The organism is Colwellia sp. NW0002-52-1 (assembly GCF_057550865.1).
In genome coordinates, this window is record NZ_BAAJLU010000001.1 from 325,092 (window position 1) to 351,370 (window position 26,279).

Sequence of the window (26,279 nt, forward strand, 5' to 3'; positions counted from 1 at the left end):
TTATGATGACTACAACACAAAATTCAGAAGAACATTTTTTAAATATTAGCCGTATTGATATGGAGTTTCCGACACCAAGCGGTAGTTTTACTGCCTTAAAAGATGTTGATATTCAAATTAAACAAGGCGAGTTTATTTCACTAATTGGCCATTCAGGCTGCGGTAAATCTACCGTTTTAAATATTGTTGCTGGTATTCACCAAGCCACTAAAGGCGGAGTATTACTGAAAAATAAAGAAGTGAATGAACCGGGCCCTGAACGTGCCGTCGTGTTTCAAAACCATTCATTATTGCCATGGTTAACATCTTATCAAAACGTTGAGCTAGCCGTTGACCAAGTTTTTCGTAAAACCATGACAAAGGCTGAGAAGAAAGATTGGATTGAACACAATTTAAAATTAGTGCACATGGATCACGCCATGCATAAACGTCCAGATGAAATATCAGGAGGCATGAAACAACGTGTTGGTATTGCGAGAGCATTAGCAATGCAACCTGAAGTATTACTGATGGATGAACCCTTTGGTGCTCTTGATGCGCTTACCCGTGCACACATGCAAGACTCGTTAATGGAAATTCAAAAGGAATTAAACAATACCGTAATTATGATCACCCATGACGTAGATGAAGCCGTTTTATTGTCTGATCGCATAGTGATGATGACCAACGGACCAGAAGCAACCATAGGTGAAATTTTAGAGGTTAATTTACCGCACCCAAGAAACCGTTTAGCACTAGCCGAAAATCCTGAATATAACCGACTCCGCTCCGCAGTTTTAAAATTTTTATATGAAAAACAACGCAAAGTTGAAGTAATACCGAAAACTACAACAGCCGAAGAAGAACAAGAAAAAACATCTAATGTTGCTTAGACAATAGCAAAATAAAAAAATAATAAACCAATTTAAAAATAAAATATTAAGGGATAAACCATGCAATCAGCAGATAAACTTTCAAAAATTAGCCTATTAATTTTATTGGCAAGTACCAGTATTTCGGCTAACGCAAATAACGAGACTGAAACCGAAGCTAAAACCAGCCTTGATTTAAACTTACGTTATGAAGCCGTTGATCAAGACAATGCATTAAAAGATGCTTCAGCATTAACATTAAGAACACGTTTAACACACACCACTGCCAGCTATAATGGCTTTACCGGTGTTGTTGAATTTGAAGATTCAAGGCAAGTTTTTGGTGCAGATAGTTATAACGATGCCACTGGCAATAATACCCAATACTCAGTTGTTGCCGATCCTGAAACAACAGAAGTAGATCAAGCTTATGTGCAATATAAACAAGGCAAAGTAACCGCTAAAGTGGGTCGCCAAGTAATCACCTTAGACAATCACCGTTATGTTGGTCATGTAGGATGGCGTCAAGATAGACAAACTTTTGATGCAGCAACCATAGTTTATAAGGCATCAAAGCATTTAAAAGCTAGCTACAGTTACCTCACTAAACGTAATCGTATTTTTGGCGAAGTTAAAGATATAGACTCAAAAGATCATTTACTAAACCTTTCTTATAAAACAGATCACGGACAACTAACGGCATACAGCTACTTATTGGAAGTTGATAATGGCACGTCAAACAGCTTAGACACTTTTGGTGCTAACTTTAAAGGCAAAAAAGATAAATTCTCATACTACGCTGAAATTGCTACGCAAAACGCTGACAGTAGCACAACAGACTATTCTGTAACCTATATGGCGCTTGAAGGCGGCTACAGCTTTGATACAGTAACCGTTAAATTAGGTGCTGAAATACTGGGCAGTGACGATGCAATGTTTGGTTTTTCAACACCCCTAGCGACTTTGCATAAATTCAATGGTTGGTCAGATCAATTTTTAGGCACACCAAAAGAGGGTTTAGTCGATTTATATGCCTCAATTTCAGGCAAAGCATTTGGTGGCGGCTGGACAATTGCCGTACATGACTTTTCTGCTGACGAGGCAACAGAAAATGTTGATGATTTAGGCACCGAAATTAACGCGGTTTACGCGAAGAAGTTTGCGAAAAAATATAGTGCAGGTATAAAGTACGCCGCATATTCTGCAGGAGACTCAACCGCAGGTAAAGTTGATACAGATAAAGTTTGGCTTTGGGTAGGTGCTAAGTTTTAATCAAAGAGTAAAGCATTAATCTAGCCTCAGTTTACTGTGTTATATAAAAAGGGGTTTTGAGGCGCTAAAAAAAGCATATTGCTTAATTAATTATCTGGAATTTAGTAACCGATAAATAATAACCCCCAGTTTACCAATATATGCTTTTTTGATATTTTTTTTAGCAATGCTAATCTAGCGCCATTTAAACGTTAGATTAGCATAACTAACTTAGCTTATTAATTTAACGCCTAATATTACAAAAACTTAGTTTGTATACGAAGCACATTTCTTATACCTCGACCCCCTTAATTGAATACCAAAATATATCTGAACATTTCAAATTATTTTTAAACGCTTTAATATAAAAACAGCAAAAAAGTCTCTCAATATGCATAAAGTTATAACAGCTAACTATTATATTTGAGCCATATCGGCAATCTTTCCTCTCTAAGTACAATAACTAATACCAATACAGAAACAGCCAATAAGATCGCCGTTAAAAGTACCTGCCTCTAAAATACTTTCGCTGAGATATATTGCGTTGTTATTAATTACTTGAAAACTTTTAGAAATAACCGCATTGTTATTCATATCAACACCACATGTATTTGAAATATGACTATAAAAGTTTGTATAGATTTTAAGTGCGAGGTAAATATCTCCAATACTGCGCTAACAGCGCTTAAGCATGAATGACATTATTTGAATTTATAGTTCAGTTAAGAAGATATTTAGACGGAGAAATTCGTAATACTTAACAAAATGTTAGGCTCGATAACACTTATAGCAAATACATAACTAGTCAAAGCAAGTGCTAAACAGGATAAAAAGTAATGACCGAAATAATAACTAAAACAGCACTTACCGATACTTTTTTACAACAAAAAGAATACTTTGCCAGTAATACTTATCCAAGCTACCAAAGTCGCATTAGCGACTTAAAAAAATTAAAAGCACTGCTGATAAATAATCAAGAAGCTTTTATTGATGCCATGAGCCAAGATTTTGGTCATCGTAGTGCCACAGACTCAAGAATAGGCGATATTCTTACCACTGTAATGGGTATTAACTATGCGATTAAAAAACTCAAAAAGTGGATGAAGCCCGAGAAAAAACATATCGGTATTTTATTTCAACCCGCTAAAGGTGAAGTAGTTTATCAACCTAAAGGCGTTATCGGCATTATTGCGCCGTGGAACTACCCTGTTTTTCTTACCTTAGGGCCATTAACCACAGCACTTGCCGCAGGTAATACGGCAATGATAAAAATGAGTGAATATACCCCAAAAACCAATACGTTATTAGCCACCTTATTGGCTGAGGTTTTTCCTCAACATAAGGTCGCTATTGTGTGTGGCGAAGCTGATATGGCGGCGGCTTTTTCAGGTACCAGTTTTGATCATATTTTTTTCACCGGCTCTACGGGCGTAGGCAAATTAGTGATGAAAGCCGCGGCTGAAAACTTAGTACCTGTTACTTTAGAATTGGGCGGTAAATCACCAACAATTATTGATAATGACATTGATATAAAAACCGCCGTTAACCGTTTAATATTAGGAAAAGTATTAAACGCAGGACAAACCTGTGTGGCACCTGACTATATTTTCTGCCCAGAAAACAAGGTCGATGAACTAAGTGAAGCTTTTCAAACCGCTTATCAAAGCATGTACCCAAACATTGCTGAAAACGACGATTACAGTTGCATAATCAATGATGGTCAAAAGTCACGTTTAGATAGCTTATTAGCTGATGCTAAAGCGCAAGGCGCAAAGATTATGCCTTTAGCTACAAACACAAATGACAAAATGCCACGAAAAATGCCTTTAACCCTTATTACTGATGTTAATGACGATATGACCGTAATGCAGCAAGAAATTTTTGGTCCGCTATTACCTATCATAAGCTATAAAAACCTTGACGAAGTGATTACTTATATCAATAGCAAACCACGTCCACTGGCTTTATATATTTGTAGTTTTAATAAGTCTGTTCAACAAAAAATATTATTGAATACCCATGCTGGTGGGGTTTGTATTAACGAAGCAGCGTTTCATGTTGCCGTAGACGACTTACCTTTTGGTGGCATAGGTGCATCAGGCATGGGGCAGTATCATGGTGATGAAGGTTTTAAAACGTTCTCACATGGCAAGTCGGTATTTTCACGCGGAAAAATAAGCTTAGGGTCATTATTATTCCCACCATTTGGTAATAAAATTCACCAGCTTTTATTTAAACTATTTATTCGTTAATTAACTTATTTTGCTTGTTTAACTTTATTTTTCAAGCCTAAATGCAACCCGTTGCGAAAGGAAATAACATGACTAAACCTTGGATGAAAAATTATCCAGAAAACGTTGCGCATGAAATCGATTTATCGCGTTACGATTCTTTATTAGACTTATTTCATAAAACAACCACTAAGTATGATCAGCAAACCGCCTACAGTAACTTTGGCACTGAGCTTACCTTCAAGCAAGTTGACGAACTTTCACGTAATTTTGCCGCCTACTTGCAAAATAAATTAGCTATTGCCAAAGGTGAACGTGTCGCTCTGATGTGTCCGAACACACTATGTTTCCCTATTGCTATGTGGGGCATAATACGCATTGGTGCGGTGCAAGTTAACGTAAACCCTTTATATACAGCTAGAGAATTAACACATCAACTTAACGATGCCCAAGTTGATACGATTATTATATTTTCTCAATCAAGCAAAATGTTAGCTGACGTACTTGATCAAACCCAAGTGAAAAACGTTATAACGATAAATTTAGACGATTTAGTCGATAAAGGTTTACCTTGTGCTCCGCTCGACGAACGCTTAACTAATACCATTAAATTCACTGACGCCTTAACACAAGGTGAACAACTTGAATTGACAGCGCCAGCAATAACACATAGTGACTTACTATTCCTTCAATACACTGGAGGAACCACAGGGCTTTCTAAAGGCGCTATGCTTAGTCATGGCAATTTAATTGCCAACATTTTGCAATATCAAGAGTTTACTAAAAAACATATCGACCATGGTAATGACATTGTTATTACCGCGATCCCGATGTATCACATCTTCGCGTTAATGGCGAACACACTAGCTTACTTCTGTTTTGGGGCTAAAAATGTACTCGTTACTAATCCTCGCGATATGGAAAGTTTTGTTGAAATTTGGAAAAACACCCGAGCGACAACCTTTACAGGCGTAAATACTTTATTTAACGGTTTGCTGCATACCCCAGGGTTTGATCAAGTCGATTTTTCAGCCTTAAAAGTGTGCGTAGGTGGCGGTGCTGCAGTTCAACAAGCCGTAGCGGATAAGTGGCAAGAAGTTACTGGCGCTAGATTATATGAAGGCTATGGCTTATCTGAAACCTCACCAGTGCTCACCTTAAACTTTGGCAACAGTGATCAAAGTCAATATATTTCAGGTATTGGTGTACCTATGCCCAATACTGACATTTCAATTCGAGATGACAATGGTAATATCGTCGCCGATGGCGAGTCAGGTGAATTATGCGCTAAAGGCCCACAGGTAATGCAAGGTTATTGGAATAACCCCACTGCAACTGCCGAATGTATGACAGCCGATGGTTACTTTAAAACCGGTGATGTTGCCATGCTTGATAATGACGGTTTCTTTCACATTGTTGATCGTAAAAAAGACATGATTAATGTTTCTGGTTTTAATGTTTATCCAAATGAAATTGAAGCTGAGGTTGCCAAAATGCCCGGCGTGTTAGAGTCTGCTTGTATTGGCGTACCTGATGAAAGAACAGGTGAAGCCGTTAAGCTTTTTATCGTAAAAGCGGAACAAAACATAACTGAGCAAGATATTATTGCGCATTGTCGTCAAAGTCTTACCGCTTATAAAATACCAAAGCATGTAATATTTATTGACGAAATACCAAAGTCTACCGTCGGTAAGTTATTGCGTAGAGAGTTAAGGTAAAGCGTTTTAAAACAAAAATTAAAGATGCAAATTAAAGGGAGTTTTTATTTTTAATTAGATGAATTTTTTTCACCTGTCAAATGAATTTATCTCGTTTGCCGCTTGAAATAAATAACTCTAAGATGAACTTGTTTTTGGATCTTCCCCGATTCGACACAACGTTTTTACATAGTTAATTTGTTTCATTTCAAGGACACCGTTTGGTGTCCTTTTTTTATGCTTTTTTTTAACGTTCCCACACACAAAAATAACCAATTAAATTCAATAGATAAATCACAAAAAAACTTATCTGTTTAATTTCCCCTAAATAAACAAAGCAAAAAGTAACGTAAAAACAATATCGTATGATTTGTCGACAAATTAATTAAATTCATCTATAAGATGAAATTATCTCGTTTGCCGTACTGGGAAAGTGCCCTTAAGATGAACTTGTTTTTGAGTCTCCCCCGATTCTACAAAACGCACTTTACATAGTTAATTTTGTTTCATTTTAAGGACATCGTTTGATGTCCTTTTTTTTATGTGTTTTTTATATGTTTACCCATAAAAAATCACCATTTAAATTCAATAAGTAAATCACAAAAAAGAAACTTATCCGCTTTCCGCTCATATAGAAAAAAGCAAAAAGTAACGTAAAAACAATATCGTATGATTTATCGACAAATTAATTTAATTCATCTATGAGATGAAATTATCTCGTTTGCCGAGCCGGGAAAGTGCCCTTAAGATGAACTTGTTTTTGAGTCTCCCCCGATTCTACAAAACGCACTTTACATAGTTAATTTTGTTTCATTTTAAGGACATCGTTTGATGTCCTTTTTTTTTATTATTTTTGTAAGTTAAATTAAAGTATTTAATTCAATTGCTATTACACCTTCATTTTGGTGCAAGCACACTATTATGGTGCACCCTAAAGCTTCAAAAAGGCACAAAAATAAAATAAAACATTTAAAAACAGCAAGTTAAAAGTCGGCTTGAGTTTTGCAATTGTACTCATGTCTTCATTAAAAAATATTAATTATGTCTATCCAAACTCCTATACGTGGCCTTCGCTCTTTTTGCGTAGCATCAAAATGCTTAAGCTTTAAACATGCCGCATCACAATTATTTTTAACGCCTTCAGCTGTTAGTCATCAAATAAAACAACTCGAAACACAATTAGGTATCGTGTTATTCAATCGAGGTACACGCACCATTGAGCTTACCAGTGCAGGAAAGCAATTTTACCAATCTATTCAACCCATTATTACCCAGTTAGAATCGACTATAACTGAGTTCACCCAAAAGCAACAAAACCAAACTATTGTGATTAGTTTGCCGGAATTTTTTGCTAGTGAATTATTTATTCCTCGTTTATCACAATGGTCTGAAGAAAACCCCACCATTAACTTACAGCTAGAAACGGTAAAATCAGGCAGCGAGCCTTCACAGTCAGCAGACTTATCTATCGTACTTGCTAATGGCAAACCTAACGCGAAAATAGTGGAAGAGCTATTCCCTATTCGATATGCCCCTGCTTGTAATAAAAAACTGTATAAAAAATTAAAGAACTCTGGTTTTGACGCCTTAAAAACTACACCATTAATTTTACATAGATCTCGCCCATGGTCTTGGCATCAGTGGGCTGATAAAAATAATATTGATGATTTTGATCCTAAGCAGATCATTCAGTTTGATAGCATGTTTGGTGTTGCAAGAGCTGCACAACAAGGCATGGGTATAGCACTTGTACCTTTACCAATGAGTAAAGCCTGGTTCAGTGAAGAGCTATTAGTAAAGTTGTTTGACGAAGAATTAAATACCAATGACAAGTATTACCTTATTCAACATGAAAATATGGACAACCATGCTGAACTCACCTTATTCGCCAAATGGGTAAAAGAAAGCTTTTCGATTTAGTTTTTCGCCAAGTTATCAATTTAGTGATTATGTGCTAAGTACCACACAAAATGAGCTTAGTGTCCTCAGCCTGATAATACTGTGGATCTTCTAATTTAATTATTGCTTTGACGTAGCCATAACTCAGCAAAGATAATATTGTGGGTACCTGTGGGGTCAGGTTTGTTTAAAGCAATAAAAGCATGCGAGCATGCTCTGAACTGAATAAGAAGCGACCAATATAACAAGCCTACCCCTTCATTCATTAATTTGGTTAGGCGCATAGTTGTTTTTAATTGTTTTAGTTAAATCACATACAGTGGAAGCTAGATATAGAAAATTTAAGTTAAATAATCTTTTAATATACACTCTGCTTTACTGTAAACATGGTGATTTACATTACTGAATTTATACCGACAATAAGCATTTGCATACCAATAACTGCCAGTATAAGCCCCATTAAACGAGTAACTATCCCAAGTCCACTCTCGCCAACCAGTGAAAGTATTTTCGAGCTAAAAACAAAGCAGAAAAAAGTAATTATACAAAGTGTCGCAAAAGCCAAAATTGTAATAAATATTTCAGCTACTCCTGCTGCCGCTGAATAATTCATAGCAGTGGCAATAGTACCAGGACCGGCAAGAAGAGGGACAGCTAAAGGCGAGACAGCAACATCAGTATCTTCAGAAGATTCAGCTGTATGTAACTTAGAACTTGAGCCTTGTAACATGTGGTAGCCAATAAGAAAGACTAAAATACCTCCAGTAATTCTCAGAGCAGGAAGTGTTATGCCGAATAAATGAAATATTGACTTACCAAGTACGGCAAATATAACAACAATTAAAAAAGTAATGACTAGCGATTTCATTGCGATTTTCCGTTGCTCACTTTTAGACCTTTCACCCACTAGCCCTAGAAAAACGGTTGTATTTGCCAAAGGGTTCATAATTGCGAAAAAAGCCATGAAAACTATAATGGCGTGGTGGATTTCTAGATTCATTTTAAACTCGTTTTTATAAACTAACGAGACTGTAGCGTTACTCGTTATTGCATATTGTTGGTAATCAAAATACTTTAACTGGATTGTTTTCTTTTAACAATCAGAACATTTATGTTTATTTCTATTTTAATAATAAGTGAAGTCAGCTACTGCCCTACAGCTTTTAATATAAAGTAGGGTCAGATACACATTAATTGGTTTTGGTGGTTTTGGTAACTGTGAAACGTTTATGTTGAGCTTAAAGCTTGAGCACTTGCTCGCTTCTTTAGGAAATAACAGGCAACTAAAGATTAATGTGTATCTGACCCTACTTATTTTTACCCTACTTTATTTGGTTGTGTTTGTTTGTTTGGCGATAGCTCTAAACATTACACATCTGAATGTTCCCTTTTTTAAATTGTTTTATTGATTTTTATAGATTTTTATAGATTATTTGTGTGGATAGGTCAGGTACACATTATTACTTATCGGGCTCATCATAATAGGTGAACACCTGATTCAATAACGCCTGCAGCAATGAAAAGTTGAAGGTGCACATTAACTAATGCTTCAATATCTCTTTGATAACCACCACCAATGACTGCAGCGATTGGTATACCTTTAAGCTTACAGTAATCAAATACTAGTTTGTCACGCGTTAAAACACCTTGGGTGGAAATATCAAGATGACCAAGATCATCATTACAGTGAATGTCTACCCCTGCATCGTAAATTACTGCATCAGGCTTAAAACTAGTAAAGGCTTCGTTCAAAGCATTTTCTACTGTTTCCAAGTAAAGCGCATCTGTTGTTCCTTTTGGCAAAGCAAAATCTAAATTTGAAACTTGTTTACGGTATGGAAAGTTTTTTTCACCATGAATTGAAACTGTAAACACATTCTGGTTATTTGATGCTAACTTTGCTGTTCCGTCGCCCTGATGTACGTCAGCATCAAATATAAGTACTTTGTTGATATTATCATTTTGTAACATGGATAATGCGGCTAGATATAAATCGTTAATCATGCAAAACCCAGAGCCAAAGTTAGCAAAAGCATGATGATAACCTCCGGTTAAATTTAGAGATTTCCCATGTTGTAAGGCTAACTGTGCAGTCATTATTGTTCCACCAACAGCAGTTAGTGTTCGTTCAATCAATTGTTGAGACCAAGGAAAACCTATTCTTCGCATCGCTTTAGGATCTAATTGATTATTTATCAACTGATGGATATAGGTAGGATCATAGACAGTTTTTACATTATCTGTATTAACCGGTGTTGGTTTTTTAAACCAATCTTTAGGAACCCCATTAGCGGCAAGTGCATTTCGTATTCCTACATATTTTTCTATCGGGAATCTATGTCTAAAAGGTAATTCAAGTTGGCTATAAATAGGGTGAAATACTAGAGGTGTCATAATTTAACTTATAGAGTATTTAAAAAGCGTTAATGATAATAACTAAAATGTTGCCTATTTTCGATATCTAAAGCTACGCAAGAACTGTTTAAAAAAACGTAGCCATTTGCTTCGATACTTTCTTGTGAAGGTGATTTATTCTATTTACTGGTTATTAGATCACTGAAAAATCATTATGTCAGCGAGATAACTATTCATAGCCTATGGTTTGACCATGAATCACCTCAATTGATTGTTGCTTTTTTCATCGAAACATAGCATTCAACCTGTTCTTTTAAACTATTGAAGTATAGGTGAATTATATTCACTTGATGGGTGTAATCTAATCGTTTGTCAGTAAGGGAGCATGTCTTTATATTTATGCTGTATCAACTAGATACGCAACTAATATAGAGAAATAAAAATGAAAAAATCAATGTTAACAAGCACACTCTTAGCCACTTTGTTATTAAGTACAAGTTACTCAACTTTGGCCAGCAACTCGATATTTCAAGTAGCTGTTGTTAAAGGCGCTGTAGGTACTACTGACTTAACAGAAGGTAAAGTAGAGTCAGGTATAAAGAAATTAACCTCAAGTGAAAAAACTCAAGACTTTTATGCCAATAAAATGAATCTATGTGTGGCTTACTTGCAATCTGCTCTTAGTCATAGCAACAAGTCTGAATCAGCCTGTACCGACGCTATTAATACCTTAGAGTCAGTAAAACGCCAAAGTAACAAGGTGAAATATTTAACCGCGTTAAATTACAGTAACCGTGGTGTAGCTCGATATAGACAAAACCAATTAGATGCTGCATTAAGCGACTTTGAACTTGCTGTAAAAATTGATGACAATGAAATTACAGTTAAAAACTTACAAAAAATCAAGCAACTTTTACCACTTGAACAAGTTGAGACAATGACAGAGTTAGCTGATTAATACGTCTATATAAACTATCAATTTAACTATCAATTTAACTATCAATTTAATTATATTTTTAACTAAACGGAGTTTTACATGATTGGTAACATAGCAAGCACAATAAACGAAACCATCTCTTTCTTAATTGAAATAAAACATATCTCAATTAGTCAGTGGGACGTTGAATAACACTAGCGCATTACTCATTATTATAGCCTATAGCGCTATCATCAGTTTAATGAGTAATGCTGCCTTTCATTAATAACGCAGTTAAGTAAACATCAACAAGTTTTTATTTAATTGCGTTGCAACGCTATTCATACCAGCTAAATCCTCATCACTTCAAAATAAATAAAATAATGTGCGATTCCATCACAGCCAACTCAAAACTTACAAACCTTTGGGTATTGAAGTCTTTTTGTGCATAATAAAGCCCCTGCAAGCTTATTATAAGCGTTTATCAAGGCAAAAAAGTTCAATATATGATCAAAGACATTTCTAATTTACAGGTAAAGTTACAAACCTTACTCGCCGCACAAAAAAATTTTTATACTCAAGGAAAAGTCGCCGATTACATTCCGGCTTTAGCAGAAGTTAGTGCTAAAAAAATGGGGGTTTGTGTAACAACGATTGACGGTAAAACAGCCGGCGCTGGTGATTATCAAGAACCTTTTTCGATACAAAGTATTTCTAAAGTTTTTGCCTTAGTAATGGCAATGAAACGCATTGGCGATGATTTATGGCAACGTGTAAATATGGAACCATCTGGGCAGCCCTTTAATTCTATTATTCAATTAGAATGGGAGAAAGGTATTCCTAGAAATCCGGTGATAAACGCTGGTGCTTTATTAGTTGCTGATGTGCTAACTAGCCATTTTTCTGCCAGTAAATTAGCCTTTTTAAGTTTTATGCGAAAATTAGCGCATGACGAGTCAGTGTTTATCGATAATCATGTTTTTCATTCTGAATTGGCTCACGGCAACAGAAACGCGGCATTGGCTTATTTGATGAAAAGTTTTGGTAATATTCAAGCAGAAATACCTGACTTATTAAGCCATTACTTTACCCAATGCTCGGTAGCAATGAGTTGCGAACAGCTAGCAACTAGTTTGCTTTTTCTCGCCAATAAAGGTGTTGACCCACTAACCAATAAAGTTATTTGCAGCCCAAGAGATGCACACCGCGTTAATGCGATATTATCAACCAGCGGCATGTACGACCAATCGGGTCAGTTTGCTTTTTCTATTGGTTTGCCGGCTAAGAGTGGCGTTGGTGGTGGTGTTATTGCCATAGTGCCTAACTATGGTGTCATTTGTACCTGGAGCCCGCCTCTAAATTCATTTGGTAACTCAGTTATTGGTACAAATTTAGTCGCGAGCCTAGCTGAAGAGTTGGGCTTATCTATTTACCACTAACACCTTAAACACCCGATTAAATTATAGTTAGCGTGAAGCTTTATGACTTTACATTACCGATAAAAATCGAGGTATTTAAAGGTAATGAGTATTTTAAAAGCTAAAATCAATTGACCTTAAAGTGCTAACTATAGTCAGTTAGCACTTAGCCCCTTAATGGCCTGCAGTCAGTAACCTACTTATTTTTGATCTTGCATTCTTCGCTTTTTAAAATCAGAATCTGCTTGCCATTTAGGCCAGTCATTACTGTTGGCCAATGTACTGGCAATATCAGCAATAAGTTTTATGTCTTGCTCCATGCCGCCCAACGACCATGAGGCAGAATAGTCATCTTCTTCTTTATGATAACGATGCGCTATATAGTCTGGGTCTGTATCACCTAAACTCATAAACAATAAACTGGGTACACCTTGTTTTGCTAATGAGAAGTGATCAGAGCGAAAAAATAAACCATTTTGCGGTCGAGGATCCATTTTAACTTTACGCTGCTGTTTCGCAGCAGCATCAGCTAAATAGCCTTCAATTTCTGACATGCCTTTACCGTATTGCAAAATATAGTCAACCGCGTCTAACGCGTTCATACCGTCAATATTTAACATGGCGACCATATTTTTAGTCGGTACAATAGTACCTAAAGCAAATAACTCTGAGCCGATCATACCGGTTTCTTCAGCGGTGAAATTAACAAATAAAATTGAACGCTGAAACGGTTTGATTTGGTGTTGCTTCATCAAAATACGTGCTAGTTCAACCGTTGCAGCACTACCCGTGGCGTTATCAATTGCGCCATTATATATTTTCAAGCCTTCCGCTGTTTGCTTAGTGCCAAAGTGATCCCAATGAGCGCTAATCACAATATATTCTTCAGCTCTGCTTTCGCCTTTAATCATTGCAACAACATTATTAGATTCAGCATTTTCGATTGCACTTTTTAACGTTAAATTAGCGGCTTGCTGCAAGTTAACCGCTTTAAAGTTTTTATTTAGAGCAAAAAGTTGCATGTCTTCAAGTGATAAACCAGCTGAGGTAAATATTTTATCGGCCACTGCGTGTTGTATCCAGCCCATAACAGGGAGCTTACTGACATTATTTTCGTCATCGACTAAGCTATATTTACTGCCAGTATTTGAACTTTCAACAACGCTCCAAGGGTATGCTGCAGGCGCTGTTTCGTGAATAATAAAAACGGCTTTCGCACCTTGTCGAGCGGCTTCTTCGTATTTATAAGTCCAACGGCCGTAATATGTCATGGCATTACCAGTGAACAGCGTATTATCTTGGGTTGCAAAGCCGGGATCATTAACCAATACCACGACAGTTTTGCCTTTTACATCAACATTTTCATAGTCATTCCATTGGTATTCTGGTGCGTTAATACCATAACCAACAAATACCACATCAGAATTCGCTAATACAATATCGCCATTAACCTGCTTTGTTCGTGCGGTAAAATCTCGACCGGCAACAAAGCTGTGTTCACCAATAACCAACTGCATATTTTGATCAGGTGTAACTTTTGCCATAGGTACTGCTTGGTAGAAGCTACTTTTATTTCCGGGTTCTAATCCTATTGACTGGTATTGTTTTGCTAAGTATTCAATGGTTAGCTTCTCGCCGGCAGTGAGTGGACCACGGCCTTCAAACTCATCAGATGCTAGCATTTTAATATCTTGGTGAAGGTTCTTTAAGTTAACCTCTACACTACTCGCTGCCTCGGTATTCGCTACCTCAGTATGCTTTATCTCGGTACTCGCTTGTTCACAAGCGCTCAATCCTAGCAAAGCCAAAACAGCGAAGGGAAATACGATTTTAAATTTCATGATTTACTCTATGGTTAATGTCGATACTTTAGGTAATACAGCTTTACAGGTTATTTGGCTGCGGTTGAAGTTGATGATTGCTCTGTGATGAACTGGTTATATTTTATTGATAATAAATCAGTTAGCCTTTTAATGTAATGTTGATACGCATTACTATCATAGTTCGGCGATAACGCATTCATAAAACCATGCAGCTTGCTGCTTTGTTCAATGGTAACGTTTGATTTTTGTTGTAAAACGCTGCGCATTTCTGCAACCGAGAAATGTTCCTCGCTAATAGGTAAAATAAGCCTAGTCTCAATATTCGGTGTTAACTGCATCATATGTCTAATTTGACTACTATAAAAGCAAGTAGCCAACACATTTTGCTTAGCAGTATTTTCTGCACATAACTGCCAAATAGCGCTGCCTCCAACACTAAAACCCACCAGAAAATTGATACCTGATATTTTAGAAAGTTCTGTCTTAAGGTGCTTAACGTAGCCTTGCAAAGTCACATTTTTTGTAAAGTACTGATAAGCGTCTTGCTCAGAGTTGAACAGCTTAGGTTGCTTTTGATATGGCCCTATTAAGTGACATTCAACATTAACTGAGTTTTTAAGGTTAAGCACTTGCTCAACATTAGAAGTTATTTGCTGACATAACGCCTTAAATTCTTCTGTACGACCAAAAATATCGGCAACAAATATAATATTCAAATAATTACTCAAATATGCACGGCTAATAGGTAAATATTTGCATGTTATTATAAAATTTGAAAGCTCAAATGAGCTCAGCACTAGAAATAGCCGACACTACCCGTTAGAATCTAGCGCATAGAAATTTTAATCATTAGCAACGAGACGTATTCAGATGGGCAGAGCATACCAAAACCGTAAATTATCCATGGCCAAAACTGCGGGTCAAAAGACTAAAGTTTATTCAAAATACGGCAAAGAGATTTACGTATTAGCCAAAAATGGTGGCGTAGACCCCGATAGTAATCTTTCATTGCGTCGTACTATTGAAAGAGCCAAAAAAGATCAAGTGCCAACGCATGTTATTGAAAAAGCAATTGAGAAAGCATCAGGTGTTGGCGGTGAAGATTACGTTGAGTCACGTTACGAAGGCTTTGGCCCTGGTAACTGTATGGTAATTATTGATTGCTTAACCGATAACGGCAATCGTACCATTAAAGATGTTCGTCAATGTTTTACCAAAACTTATTCAAAAATTGGTTCATCTGGTACCGTTTCTCACATGTTTGATCACCAAGCTGTTTTCGCTTTTAAAGGTGAAGATGACGAAGTTGTACTAGAAAACCTAATGATGGCCGATATCGACGTAACCGATGTTGAACTTGAAGACGGTATTATTACCGTTTATGCACCGCATACTGAGTTTTTTAAACTGAAAACTGAATTTGCAGAAAACATGGCTGATGTTGAGCTTGAAGTAGAAGAAATTACGTGGGTACCACAAACTTATACTGAAATTTCAGGTGAAGATGACTTAGCTAATTTCGAAAAATTCATCAACATGCTTGAAGATTGTGACGACGTACAAAATATTTATCACAATGCTGAGCTTCCAGAAGAATAAGCAAATTATCAATGACTAAAACTAAGGCATCAATATGATGCCTTTTTTATTTAGAACAAATGGATTGCGCGTTCATTTAAATATGAAGTTTTTTGCTGCTGCACGCCATTAATACTCTGTCTATTTCAAATTAATTAAAAAGGTACACCATGATTGATTTTCGCTCTGACACCGTAACGCGCCCCAGTAAAACAATGCGAACTGCTATGGCAAATGCAGAAGTAGGCGATGACGTATACGGTGATGACCCTACGGTAAACGAGCTTGAATCTTGGGCAGCTAAACGTCACGGCTTTGCTAGTGCTCTGTTTTGTAGCTCAGGTACACAAGCAAATTTATTAGCCCTAATGGCGCATTGCCAACGTGGTGATGAATACCTTTGTGGCCAACAAGCTCATAACTATAAATTTGAAGGCGGCGGTGCTGCAGTTTTAGGTTCGATTCAACCACAACCCATCGATAATGAGCCGGATGGCACTTTATGCTTTAAAAAGCTTACTGCGGCGATAAAACCCGACGATTCGCACTTTGCCCGCACGACGTTACTGAGCATTGAGAACACGATTAATGGTAAAGTGCTTTCTTTAGAGTATATGGCAAAAGCGCGCGCGTTCACTCAGCAACATAACTTAGCATTACACTTAGATGGTGCGCGTGTTTACAATGCGGCCACAGCATTAAATGTTGATATTACTGAGATTTGCCAATATGTAGACTCAATGTCGATATGTTTATCTAAAGGCCTTGGTGCTCCAATAGGGTCAATATTATTAGGCTCAGAAGCGTTAATAAAAAGTGCTAAACGCTGGCGAAAAGTTGTTGGTGGAGGTATGCGCCAAGCAGGTATTATTGCCGCTGCAGCCAAAATAGCTTTAGAACAAAACCCGCAAAAACTAGCATTAGATCACCAAAATGCAAAATATTTGGCTAACGCTCTAAACCAGTTACCTAATGTTTCAGTTAACCTTGAGCACGTTGAAACAAACATGGTTTTTGCTACTTTTGCAGCAGCAGTCGATGTAGTGAGCTTAGTGGAGAAATTAAAGCACCAAGATATATTGCTAACCCCAGGTAATCCTATGCGACTAGTGACACATTTAGATATTGATAAAACTGATATCGATAACTTTATTCAGCAGTTAAACCACGCTTTAAAGCAAGTTAAAGAACAACTTAGATAACGCTATCTGTAGCTCATTTTGAGTCATTACAAAACTAGTAGAAATTAAAAGTGGCAACTGACTAGCTGCCCTTTTAAATAATTTTTTAATAGCTTTTAATATGTCGAACTAAGTTATTTAGCCAGTTTTTCAATCATGGTATTTACAGCCGTTAAATGCTCAGGATTGTTATGGCACATGCCCTGAAACACAGCGCATATATCCAAAAAATCGGGTAACTCTGTACGTTGTGCTAATTTCATTAATCGCTTAGTTAACCGTAAGGAAGCAACAGGCTTAGCCGCCATTTCATTCGCCAGTTGGTTCACTCTTTCCATTAATTCATCAGGCGCTACAATCTCTAAAACAATACCTATTTCTTTTGCTTCTTGGGCATTAATAACACGCCCGGTAAATGTTAACTCTGCCGCTTTTTGATAACCAATTAAGCGCTGCATAAACCAGGCACCACCGTCACCAGGTATAATCCCTAAGTTGACAAAAGTTTCGCCAAATTTAGCTTTAGTTGAGGCAATTCTAATATCGCACATATTGGCAATGTCAAAACCTGCGCCTATAGCTGGTCCGTTTACCGCCGCAATAACAGGCACTTCTAACTTATGTAGCGCTAGAGGTATACGCTGAATACCTTCTCGATAACGTCGCTCAAGTGCTTGTACATCACCAGCAAAGTCGCCAGCACGTTCAGCCATATCTTTAATATTGCCACCTGAAGAAAAAGCAGAACCAGCGCCAGTTATAATCAATACCGCTATTTCAGGTGTTTTATTAATCCATTCAACTGTGTTTACAATATCATCTGCTATTGTCGTACCCGTTAACGCATTTCGCACATCGTGGCGATTGAAAGTTAAGGTAACAACTTGATTATGTAGTGTTATTTGGCTATCGACTAACTCAGGTACAGAATTCATATTTACCTCAAGATGTGGGTTGAATAGTGATGCTAATACGATGGTTTTTCTGAAACTTTCACTTGTTGCCAAAATGCTTCAAGTTCATCTAGCGTGTGTTGCTCCATACTTTTATTAGTATTATTTACTTGTGCTTCAACACCATGAAATCGCTTAGTAAATTTGTTATTCGCTTGGCGTAATAATACTTCGGGATCTTGCTTAGCATGACGACATAAATTAACCACAGCAAACATTAAGTCACCTAACTCTTCTGCCAAAGCAGTATTATCTCGATGCAGCTCTGCCTTGACCTCTAAAACCTCTTCTTCTACTTTCGCAAAAACATCATCAATATTGTCCCAATCAAAACCAACATGTGCACAGCGTTTTTGAATTTTTGCCGCTTGCGATAATGCCGGTAAATTACGTGGAATATCAGCCAAAATACTTAAATTATTATCATTGTTTTTATGTTGACGTTCTTTAGCTTTCTCATTTTCCCAATTGGCTTTAATTTCAGCATCAGATGTAAAGTCACTAGTGGCGAACACATGAGGATGACGACGAATTAGTTTTTCACAAATGGCGCTTACAACGCTGTCGAAATCAAAACGCTTTTCTTCTGCGCCAAGTTGGCTATAAAACACCACTTGAAACAGTAAGTCACCTAGCTCTTTTTCAAGCTCAGTAAAGTCTTCTTGCTCAATGGCATCAACAACTTCGTAAGCTTCTTCGAGCGTATGCGGAATAATAGAAGCAAAGGTTTGTTTTAAATCCCATGGACAGCCAGTTTCAGGATCACGTAACTCAGCCATTATCCAACGAAGTTTATCTATTGAGGGTTTTTCGTTTAACATTATTTTAAATATTCCGCCTATAATCTTTTAACTTCAGTAACATCATCTAACTGTTTAAGTTTTGCTAATAATCGCGTTAAAGCTTCATTGTTAGCAATTTCTACTTTGATGGTCATGCTCATACTTTGTTTGGCGTTATCAGTGTTACTTTCAATACCAATAATACTGACTCTTTCATTAGAAATAATTGTTGATATATCTCTGAGTAGGCCTTGGCGATCACCACCGATAATATTAATGCTAACTTGATAACTTTTATTGTTGCTACCACCCCACTGCACTTCTACTTCACGCTCGGGTTGCTGGTTCAGTGAATTGGCAAGTTGGTCACAATCAACTCTGTGTACAGAAATGCCCCGACCTTGGGTAATAAAACCGAGTATTTCATCACCTGGCACCGGCTGACAACATTTAGCCATGTGGGTTAATAAATTGCCGACACCAGAAACTGTAATACCATTACTATCGCCCGTTTGCGTATCAGTTTGTTGTGGCTGACGAATTAAGCTTTGCGGATCAATCTCTACTTCAGGTTTTGATTTTTCATCTTGTTGCTGTAAACAATGAACCACTTGTAACAAACGGGTATTGCCTGAGCCTATAGCAGCAAACAAGTCATCATTAGTGGTTAAATTAAAGCGCTCTGTTGCTACTGATAAATCAACTTTTGCTAATGACAGTTGTAATTTACCTAACGCGGTTTCTAACATTTCTTTACCAGCAGCGAGGTTTTTATCTCGGTCTAGTAAACGGAAAAAATGCTGAACTTTTGCCCTAGCGCGCGAAGTATGAAGATACTTTAAACTTGGGTTTAACCAATCACGACTTGGGTTTAAGGTTTTACTGCGCAGAATTTCAACTTTGTCGCCTGTACGTAAGGTGTGCGTAAAAGGTACAATTCGACCAAATACTTTTGCGCCAATACAGCTATGGCCAACGTTTGAGTGAATATAGTAAGCAAAATCTAACGGTGTAGAACCGCTTGGTAAATCGACTACGTCACCGCTTGGGGTAAAAACATAAATACGGTCTTCAAACACTTGGCTACGTAACTCATCAAGTAACTCGCCACTTTCTGAAACATCATCTTGCCACTGTAGAATTTTTCTTAACCAGCTTACTTTTTCGTCAAAACCTGAGGTTTTGCCACTGGCATTACCTTCTTTGTAGCGCCAATGGGCTGCAACGCCCAATTCGGCATCATCATCCATTTGCTGAGTTCTTATTTGGATCTCTATCGTTTTACCTTCAGGGCCAATAACAACAGTATGAATTGACTGATAGCCATTACTTTTTGGTGTCGCGACATAATCATCAAATTCTTTTGATAAATGATTCCAGCTGGTATGTACTAACCCTAGTGCGCCATAACAGCCCTGTAATTCATCAACAACAATACGTACGGCTCGCACGTCAAATAACTGTTCAAAATCCAGCGACTTTTGCTGCATTTTTTTCCAAATGCTGTAAATATGTTTTGGTCGGCCATAAACGCAACCTTTTATGCCACTAGATCTCAGCTGTTCTGCAATATTAGCAACAAAGTCAGTCATGTACTGCTCTCTGTCGAGACGTTTTTCATCTAGCTGTTTTGCAATGGTTTTATATACATTCGGGTGTAAATAACGAAAAGAAAGATCTTCTAGTTCCCATTTTAACTGTCCAATACCTAAACGATTGGCCAAAGGTGCATAAATATTACTGGTTTCTTTCGCAGCCAAAACACGGGTTTCTTCATCACTATTTTTAACTAAACGTAGGTGACATAAACGTTCGGCCAATTTGATAACCACAGCACGAACATCTTCCACCATAGCTAATAGCATACGGCGCACATTATCAATTTGATTAGCACTTACTTGGCTAGATTGTGATTGATTAAGAGCCTTAATTGCTTCCATTTGGCTTACGCCCTTGCAAAGCAAATATATTTTTTTCGAAAAATGCTCTTCAATATACTCAAGGCTAATGCATTCATATTCATATAAAGGGCAAATAAAGGCGGCGCATAGTGAATCGGTATCAAGGTTTAAGGCAGACAGTATTTCTACCATCTCTAAAGATTTAGTTTGGCAAGGAGTACTCGCATCAAATAAATCGTTTACTTTCGCATACAATTTTTCTAATGCTGCTTTCTTGTCATTATCTAATTCAAGCGCAACTAGCCACTGTTCAAAACTTGCTTGTGACATTTGATGCGACTTACGTACAGAAACCATGAAACTCCCTACCTGTGATTCAATGTTAGATCCGTTTTATAAGCTAAACATTACCATAGTTTCAACATGCTTTGTTTGCGAAAACATATCCATTAAGGCAATTTTTTCAATTTTATAACCATGTTCAATCAGTAACTTGGCATCACGTGCTAAAGAAGCAGGATCGCAACTAACATATAGCACTGTTTCGACTTTAAAAGTAAGCAATTGTACTAACGCTTCGTAAGCTCCGGCACGCGCGGGATCAAGCAAAACCTTGGTATATTTTTCTTTTATCCAATCATGTTGTTGCCAATCACTGTTAAGGTCTGCTTGGTAGAAGCGACAATTAGTAATGCCATTTTTTAAGGCATTGTCTTGTGCTTTGTCTACCATAGCGCTAACACCTTCAATACCAACAACACGGCTGACTTGCTGAGCAATCGGCAAACTAAAGTTACCTAACCCACAGAATAAATCGAGTACAACGTCATTTTCATTTAATGCTAACCAAGTTTGAGCTTGCGCTATCATCTTTTGATTAACGTGGTGGTTTATTTGAATAAAATCTTGCACGGTAAAACCAATATCTAAAGTATCGGTTAGGGCATAACTTAAGGCTACATCTTCGAGTAATGGCGAAATGCTTTTTCCATCATCAAAATAGACTTGCCATTGATTATTATTAGCAAAGTGAGTCCAAACCTTTTTGTCTGCCGCTGTAATGTTAACAAGCTGTCGAATAACAACTACATTAACGTTAGCTGAAATCACTTCAATGTGCCCAACCGCATTTTTTCCTGAAAGTTTGGGCAAGGTTTTCTTTAACTCGTCAAAAACATGGTCAAAATCATTCACAAGAACAGCGCATGATTTAATTTCTGTTAAATGGTTACTTTCACGTTGGCGAAAGCCAATAATAGGTTCGCCTCGCTTATTATATTGTACGCCTATTCTTGCTTTACGGCGATAATGCCATGGCTCACTCACAATAGGTGCTTGCCATGGTAAGTTTTGTTCGAGTGCTTGACGAGAAAACAATTGTGTTATTTTATCTTGCTTATACACCAGCTGTTGCTGATAAACCATGTGCTGTAGGTTACATCCGCCGCACTGGAAATAATGCCGACACTTAACCTCGGTACGGTCATCACTCGCCGAAACAACATTAAGCAACTTAGCTTTGGCGAATTTACTTTTTTGCTCAAATACTTTTACTTCAACCGTTTCATTTTCCAATACACCATCAATAAAAATCGGCTTTTTGTTATGGAATGCAACACCACAACCTTGATGATCTAGATGGCTTACTTTCAACGTTAAGTTTGGTAGAGCTGTTACTTTTTTGGGGCTTGCTTTAAAAAAATTTGCCATAGTTATCTTAGTTTGCGAACAATGAGCAGCATAAATTACCCATTTGCTGTTATAGTAAACGATTATCTATTTGGTATTGATCTTAATTGTGCCATTATAGCGTTATTAACCTAAAAATTTCACACTAAAGTTCAGCAAATAATGCATAAAATAAGCCTGAAAGAGTGGGTAATTTTACTTACCATCTTTCCGACAGTCATACTTAGTTTAATTATTGCCGGCTATCTATCTTATAGCCGCTACAGCGAACTCGACCAATTTATTTACCAACGTGCTACCAGTATTATTTCTCCGCTAGCTATCAGTAGCGCTGAACCGTTAAGAGAGAAAAAAAGAGATGACTTAAGGACCTTAATCGGCTTTAGTCATCGCAGTCAGTCAGACATTATCAAAAGTATTGCAATATTTACTAAAGACAACCAAGTTTTTGTCACTAGTGCGTATCATGGCGATACGCATACTTTACGGGTAAGACCAGGGCAAGGTTTACCCAAACGCATACAGTTTGATGAACAAGGTAATTACCTTATCTTTCGTGCGCCTATTATTGACGAATTTTCAACTGAAAACTCAGCAATTACATCTGATATGAATATTGTCGGTTATATTGCACTTCAAATTGACACAAGCACCATTAAGTATGCTCAACAACAGCTACTGATAACGGTATTTTTTATTTTACTCGTTGGTTTTATTATCAGTGCTCTTTTTGCCTTTAAACTGGTTAACAGCGTTACTCGGCCAATATCTTCAATGGTGTTAGCTATAGATCGTATTAGAGAAGGAAAAATCGAGAGCCGGATTAGTGGTCAACTTGTTGGCGAGCTAAACTTTTTAAAAAATGGTGTGAATGCCATGGCGCAATCTCTTGGCGATTACCAAGACGAAATGCAACGCAGTATTGATCAAGCCACTATCGACTTGCGAGAAAGTTTAGAGCAGTTTGAAATTCAAAACGTTGAGTTAGATATTGCCAAGCGCAAGGCACAAGATGCCAACAAGGTTAAATCTGAATTCTTAGCCAATATGAGCCACGAGTTGCGTACGCCACTTAATGGCGTTATTGGTTTTACACGCCAAGTTTTAAAAACGCCATTAAGCGATACACAACGTGATCATCTGCAAACGATAGAGCGCTCTGCCGCGAGTTTACTTTCTATTATTAATGATATTTTAGATTTCTCTAAGCTTGATGCTGGCAAAATGATTATTGAAAACATTCCGTTCTCAATCCGTGAGTCTGTTGAAGAAACACTTACCTTACTCGCGCCGAGTGCCCATAAAAAGAATATAGAATTATCTTTACGTGTTAGCCCACAAATACCAGATTCGCTTATCGGTGACGCCATGCGTATAAAGCAAGTCATGGTAAACCTAGCCAGTAATGCGATTAAGTTTACTGATAAGGGCGCGGTTGATATTAACCTTGAAGGAAATGTTACTGAAAATAATCTCTATAAAATCAGAGTTACAGTACAAGATACGGGGATTGGTATTCCTGGAGCGCAACAAAATTCAATTTTTGAAGCTTTTGGTCAAGGTGATAAGAGCGTTACGCGAATTTATGGCGGAACGGGGTTAGGTTTAGTTATATCACAACGTTTAGTGTCAGAAATGCAGGGGAATATTGGTTTTGAGAGTATGGAAAGTGAAGGTTCTACCTTTTGGTTTACCTTTCAGTGTGAATTAAACACGATACCAACTATACAAGTATCAGCGCCTGAATGCTTAATTGGAAAATCAATACTTTATTACGAACCGCATGCAGCAAGCCGTTTAGCTACCAGCGAAATATTAGCAAGTTGGCAGATGCAAACAACAGCGGTTCAATTACGTAGCGATTTAGACGAAATTCTTCAGGATAAAGCCGCATTAGCTTCTTTTGACTTCGCATTAATAGGCCATGATGTTACGCCTGTAGCCCTTAATGAAGCAAAAAAATTACTCTTTACACTCAAAGATATTATCCCATCAGTGCACCTTGCGATTAATAGTAATTCACCTAGTTTACATGAAGCGTTAATTTCAAGTGGCGCTAAAACTTGTATTAGTAAACCCATTACAGTTCAACGCCTTAGTAAAACACTGGTGCCTTCAGCAACAATACAAGGTGGTCATATTATTGAAGTATCAGACCAAAAAGTACCGATCAAAGTACTCGCCGTAGATGATAACGAGGCCAACTTAAAATTAATAAAAGAATTACTTCTCGAACAAGTCGTTGATGTTAGTACAGCAGTAAACGGTGCTGAGGCTGTTGCTCTTTGCCAAAATGAAAGGTTTGATCTCATTTTTATGGACATACAAATGCCTGTGCTTGATGGCATTTCAGCATTAGGTATTATTCGTCAACAAACACTTAATGAGCAAACACCTATAATTGCTGTAACAGCGCATGTTTTTGGTGAAGAAAAAGATAAAATTCTCAGTAATGGCTTTAATTCATTTATTACCAAACCCATAGATGAAGCTATGTTACATCATAGTATTTATGAATACTGTGATTCAACTCAACTAGCTAGTTCTCCAAAGCTAGAGTTACCGTTTATCGAAACTATTGCGAGTAATAGGCCCCAAATTATAGACTGGAAATTAGCGCTGCAACGCGCTGGTCAAAAGCAAATGTTAGCTAAAGATATGTTTGTTGGTTTGGTAAATAGCTTACCTGAAAGTAAAGTTAATATATCTGAAGCACTTATATCTCAAGATATAGAACAACTGAAGGTACTCATCCATAAACTTAATGGCGCGTGCTGCTACTCTGGCGTACCGAGTTTAGGAAAAGTAACTCATGAACTTGAAACAGAATTAAAACGAGGAATTGGCTTAGATGATTTACAGCCAGAATTTTTTGAATTTTTTGAACAAATAGATTTGGTGCTTGAAGATGCTGAAGATTTTATCAAAAAAATATAAAGTATCAGAAGCACAAAAGAATATGTAAGACTAAACGTTAGCGAATTTTAATATCTGGTGAAGTATTAATATCGCCATCTTCAGTAATAACAGCAATACCGGAATTGCACATTAGTACCGCTAAACTATGCCCTTCATTATTGCGAACAAAACATAATTCGTAACCAAATTTTCCAAGGCTGCTCGCGGAAAACTTTTGCGCTAATGAGAGTTTAGACCACCATACTGATTGCTCAGGGGGCTCTTCTCGTCTATCAACAATTGGGTATTTTTCCGTTTCCATTTCAACTCCTGAATCAACAGCTACAACTCAAAAACTCAATCTGCGTAATTTAAGTATAGAACAGATATGATTACAAAGACTAAATTTATTATTAAATAACCTGAACGCTGGATAAGCAGCACTTGCTCAATGCTTCCTTTGAAGCCATTATCTGCGTTAAAACGTCGATAAATAGCGCGCTATTCATAAACGTTTTGCCTTGAAAATGGCATAAAATGAAGCATTGATGATGTCTATTCGTGATGTTCACCTGGCGATAGCATTTACTTTACCACTTAAGCTTTTGGTTCACTTGAGTATCAAGCACTCATTATCCAGTGTTCAGGTTATATAACCTGAACACTGGATAAGCAGTACTTTCTCAATGCTCTCTTTGAAGCCATTATCTGCGTTAAAACGTCGATAAATAGCGCGCTATTCATAAAATTTTTGCCTTGAAAATGGCATAAAATGAAGCATTGATGATGTCTATTCGTGATGTTCACTTTGCTATAGCATTTACTTTACCACCTGAACGCTTGATTCACTTGAGTA

General features: G+C 37.2%; 20 protein-coding genes. 10 read left to right on the top strand and 10 right to left on the bottom strand.

Features of this window, described 5'->3' with window-relative positions:
* The first annotated feature begins 5 nt into the window (after positions 1-5).
* Complete coding sequence (locus tag AC27H3_RS01305; protein WP_487103079.1) at positions 6-872, top strand: ABC transporter ATP-binding protein; 867 nt, start codon at positions 6-8, stop codon at positions 870-872.
* A gap of 60 nt (positions 873-932) precedes the next feature.
* Positions 933-2,123 (top strand): alginate export family protein, encoded by a 1,191-nt coding sequence (locus AC27H3_RS01310; protein WP_487103081.1) that lies wholly within the window; start codon positions 933-935, stop codon positions 2,121-2,123.
* A 429-nt stretch (positions 2,124-2,552) separates the two neighbouring features.
* On the opposite strand, the gene AC27H3_RS01315 is transcribed toward AC27H3_RS01310, so the two are convergent.
* Positions 2,553-2,696 carry a hypothetical protein gene (locus AC27H3_RS01315; protein WP_487103083.1) on the bottom strand — a complete coding sequence of 48 codons (144 nt, stop codon included), beginning with the start codon at positions 2,694-2,696 and terminating at the stop codon, positions 2,553-2,555.
* A 242-nt stretch (positions 2,697-2,938) separates the two neighbouring features.
* On the opposite strand from AC27H3_RS01315, the gene AC27H3_RS01320 reads away from it, so the two are divergent.
* The 3 genes from AC27H3_RS01320 to AC27H3_RS01330 all read left to right on the top strand — a co-directional run bounded on the left by AC27H3_RS01320 (position 2,939) and on the right by AC27H3_RS01330 (position 7,950).
* Positions 2,939-4,354, top strand: coding sequence for a coniferyl aldehyde dehydrogenase (locus tag AC27H3_RS01320; RefSeq protein ID WP_487103085.1), 1,416 nt, complete (start codon positions 2,939-2,941; stop codon positions 4,352-4,354).
* Positions 4,355-4,422: 68 nt separating this feature from the next.
* Positions 4,423-6,051, top strand: a complete 1,629-nt coding sequence (locus tag AC27H3_RS01325) for an AMP-binding protein (RefSeq protein WP_487103087.1) — start codon at positions 4,423-4,425, stop codon at positions 6,049-6,051.
* 1,026 nt (positions 6,052-7,077) lie between these two features.
* Positions 7,078-7,950, top strand: a complete 873-nt coding sequence (locus AC27H3_RS01330) for a LysR family transcriptional regulator (protein WP_101685906.1) — start codon at positions 7,078-7,080, stop codon at positions 7,948-7,950.
* A 373-nt stretch (positions 7,951-8,323) separates the two neighbouring features.
* Here the strand turns inward: AC27H3_RS01330 and AC27H3_RS01335 are convergent, their stop codons facing one another.
* Positions 8,324-8,929: a MarC family protein gene (locus AC27H3_RS01335; RefSeq protein ID WP_487103089.1), complete on the bottom strand. Its 606-nt coding sequence runs from the start codon at positions 8,927-8,929 to the stop codon at positions 8,324-8,326.
* 476 nt (positions 8,930-9,405) lie between these two features.
* Positions 9,406-10,323 carry a histone deacetylase family protein gene (locus tag AC27H3_RS01340; protein ID WP_487103090.1) on the bottom strand — a complete coding sequence of 306 codons (918 nt, stop codon included), beginning with the start codon at positions 10,321-10,323 and terminating at the stop codon, positions 9,406-9,408.
* Positions 10,324-10,726: 403 nt separating this feature from the next.
* Here AC27H3_RS01340 and AC27H3_RS01345 point away from each other — a divergent pair, with 403 nt between their 5' ends.
* The gene (locus AC27H3_RS01345; protein ID WP_487103092.1) at positions 10,727-11,242 is read left to right on the top strand and encodes a hypothetical protein; all 516 of its coding nucleotides are present in this window, start codon (positions 10,727-10,729) and stop codon (positions 11,240-11,242) included.
* A gap of 464 nt (positions 11,243-11,706) precedes the next feature.
* A complete protein-coding gene (gene glsB / locus AC27H3_RS01350) occupies positions 11,707-12,639 on the top strand; it encodes a glutaminase B (RefSeq protein WP_487103094.1) in 933 nt (310 codons plus the stop codon).
* 179 nt (positions 12,640-12,818) lie between these two features.
* Here the strand turns inward: glsB and AC27H3_RS01355 are convergent, their stop codons facing one another.
* Positions 12,819-14,459, bottom strand: coding sequence for a M28 family metallopeptidase (locus AC27H3_RS01355; protein ID WP_487103096.1), 1,641 nt, complete (start codon positions 14,457-14,459; stop codon positions 12,819-12,821).
* 50 nt (positions 14,460-14,509) lie between these two features.
* Entirely contained in the window at positions 14,510-15,157 is a 648-nt protein-coding gene (locus AC27H3_RS01360) for a hypothetical protein (RefSeq protein WP_487103098.1), read from the bottom strand.
* Between the two features lie 154 nt (positions 15,158-15,311).
* On the opposite strand from AC27H3_RS01360, the gene AC27H3_RS01365 reads away from it, so the two are divergent.
* Both AC27H3_RS01365 and ltaE read left to right on the top strand, forming a co-directional pair.
* Complete coding sequence (locus tag AC27H3_RS01365; RefSeq protein ID WP_487103100.1) at positions 15,312-16,040, top strand: YebC/PmpR family DNA-binding transcriptional regulator; 729 nt, start codon at positions 15,312-15,314, stop codon at positions 16,038-16,040.
* A 149-nt stretch (positions 16,041-16,189) separates the two neighbouring features.
* On the top strand, positions 16,190-17,221 hold the full coding sequence (ltaE, locus tag AC27H3_RS01370) for a low-specificity L-threonine aldolase (RefSeq protein WP_487103101.1): 1,032 nt from the start codon (positions 16,190-16,192) through the stop codon (positions 17,219-17,221).
* Positions 17,222-17,334: 113 nt separating this feature from the next.
* Here ltaE and AC27H3_RS01375 read toward each other — a convergent pair whose 3' ends face one another.
* From AC27H3_RS01375 to rlmD, 4 genes are read right to left on the bottom strand one after another with little or no spacing between them, the layout of a single operon-like run.
* Positions 17,335-18,135 (bottom strand): enoyl-CoA hydratase-related protein, encoded by an 801-nt coding sequence (locus tag AC27H3_RS01375; RefSeq protein ID WP_487103103.1) that lies wholly within the window; start codon positions 18,133-18,135, stop codon positions 17,335-17,337.
* 32 nt (positions 18,136-18,167) lie between these two features.
* Complete coding sequence (gene mazG, locus AC27H3_RS01380) at positions 18,168-18,974, bottom strand: nucleoside triphosphate pyrophosphohydrolase (RefSeq protein ID WP_487103104.1); 807 nt, start codon at positions 18,972-18,974, stop codon at positions 18,168-18,170.
* 17 nt (positions 18,975-18,991) lie between these two features.
* Positions 18,992-21,193 carry a GTP diphosphokinase gene (gene relA, locus AC27H3_RS01385; RefSeq protein WP_487103106.1) on the bottom strand — a complete coding sequence of 734 codons (2,202 nt, stop codon included), beginning with the start codon at positions 21,191-21,193 and terminating at the stop codon, positions 18,992-18,994.
* Between the two features lie 36 nt (positions 21,194-21,229).
* Entirely contained in the window at positions 21,230-22,546 is a 1,317-nt protein-coding gene (gene rlmD, locus AC27H3_RS01390) for a 23S rRNA (uracil(1939)-C(5))-methyltransferase RlmD (protein ID WP_487103108.1), read from the bottom strand.
* Between the two features lie 141 nt (positions 22,547-22,687).
* Here rlmD and barA point away from each other — a divergent pair, with 141 nt between their 5' ends.
* Entirely contained in the window at positions 22,688-25,462 is a 2,775-nt protein-coding gene (gene barA, locus AC27H3_RS01395) for a two-component sensor histidine kinase BarA (protein ID WP_487103110.1), read from the top strand.
* Between the two features lie 37 nt (positions 25,463-25,499).
* Here the strand turns inward: barA and AC27H3_RS01400 are convergent, their stop codons facing one another.
* Positions 25,500-25,745 (bottom strand): hypothetical protein, encoded by a 246-nt coding sequence (locus AC27H3_RS01400; RefSeq protein WP_487103112.1) that lies wholly within the window; start codon positions 25,743-25,745, stop codon positions 25,500-25,502.
* Positions 25,746-26,279: the final 534 nt, after the last annotated feature.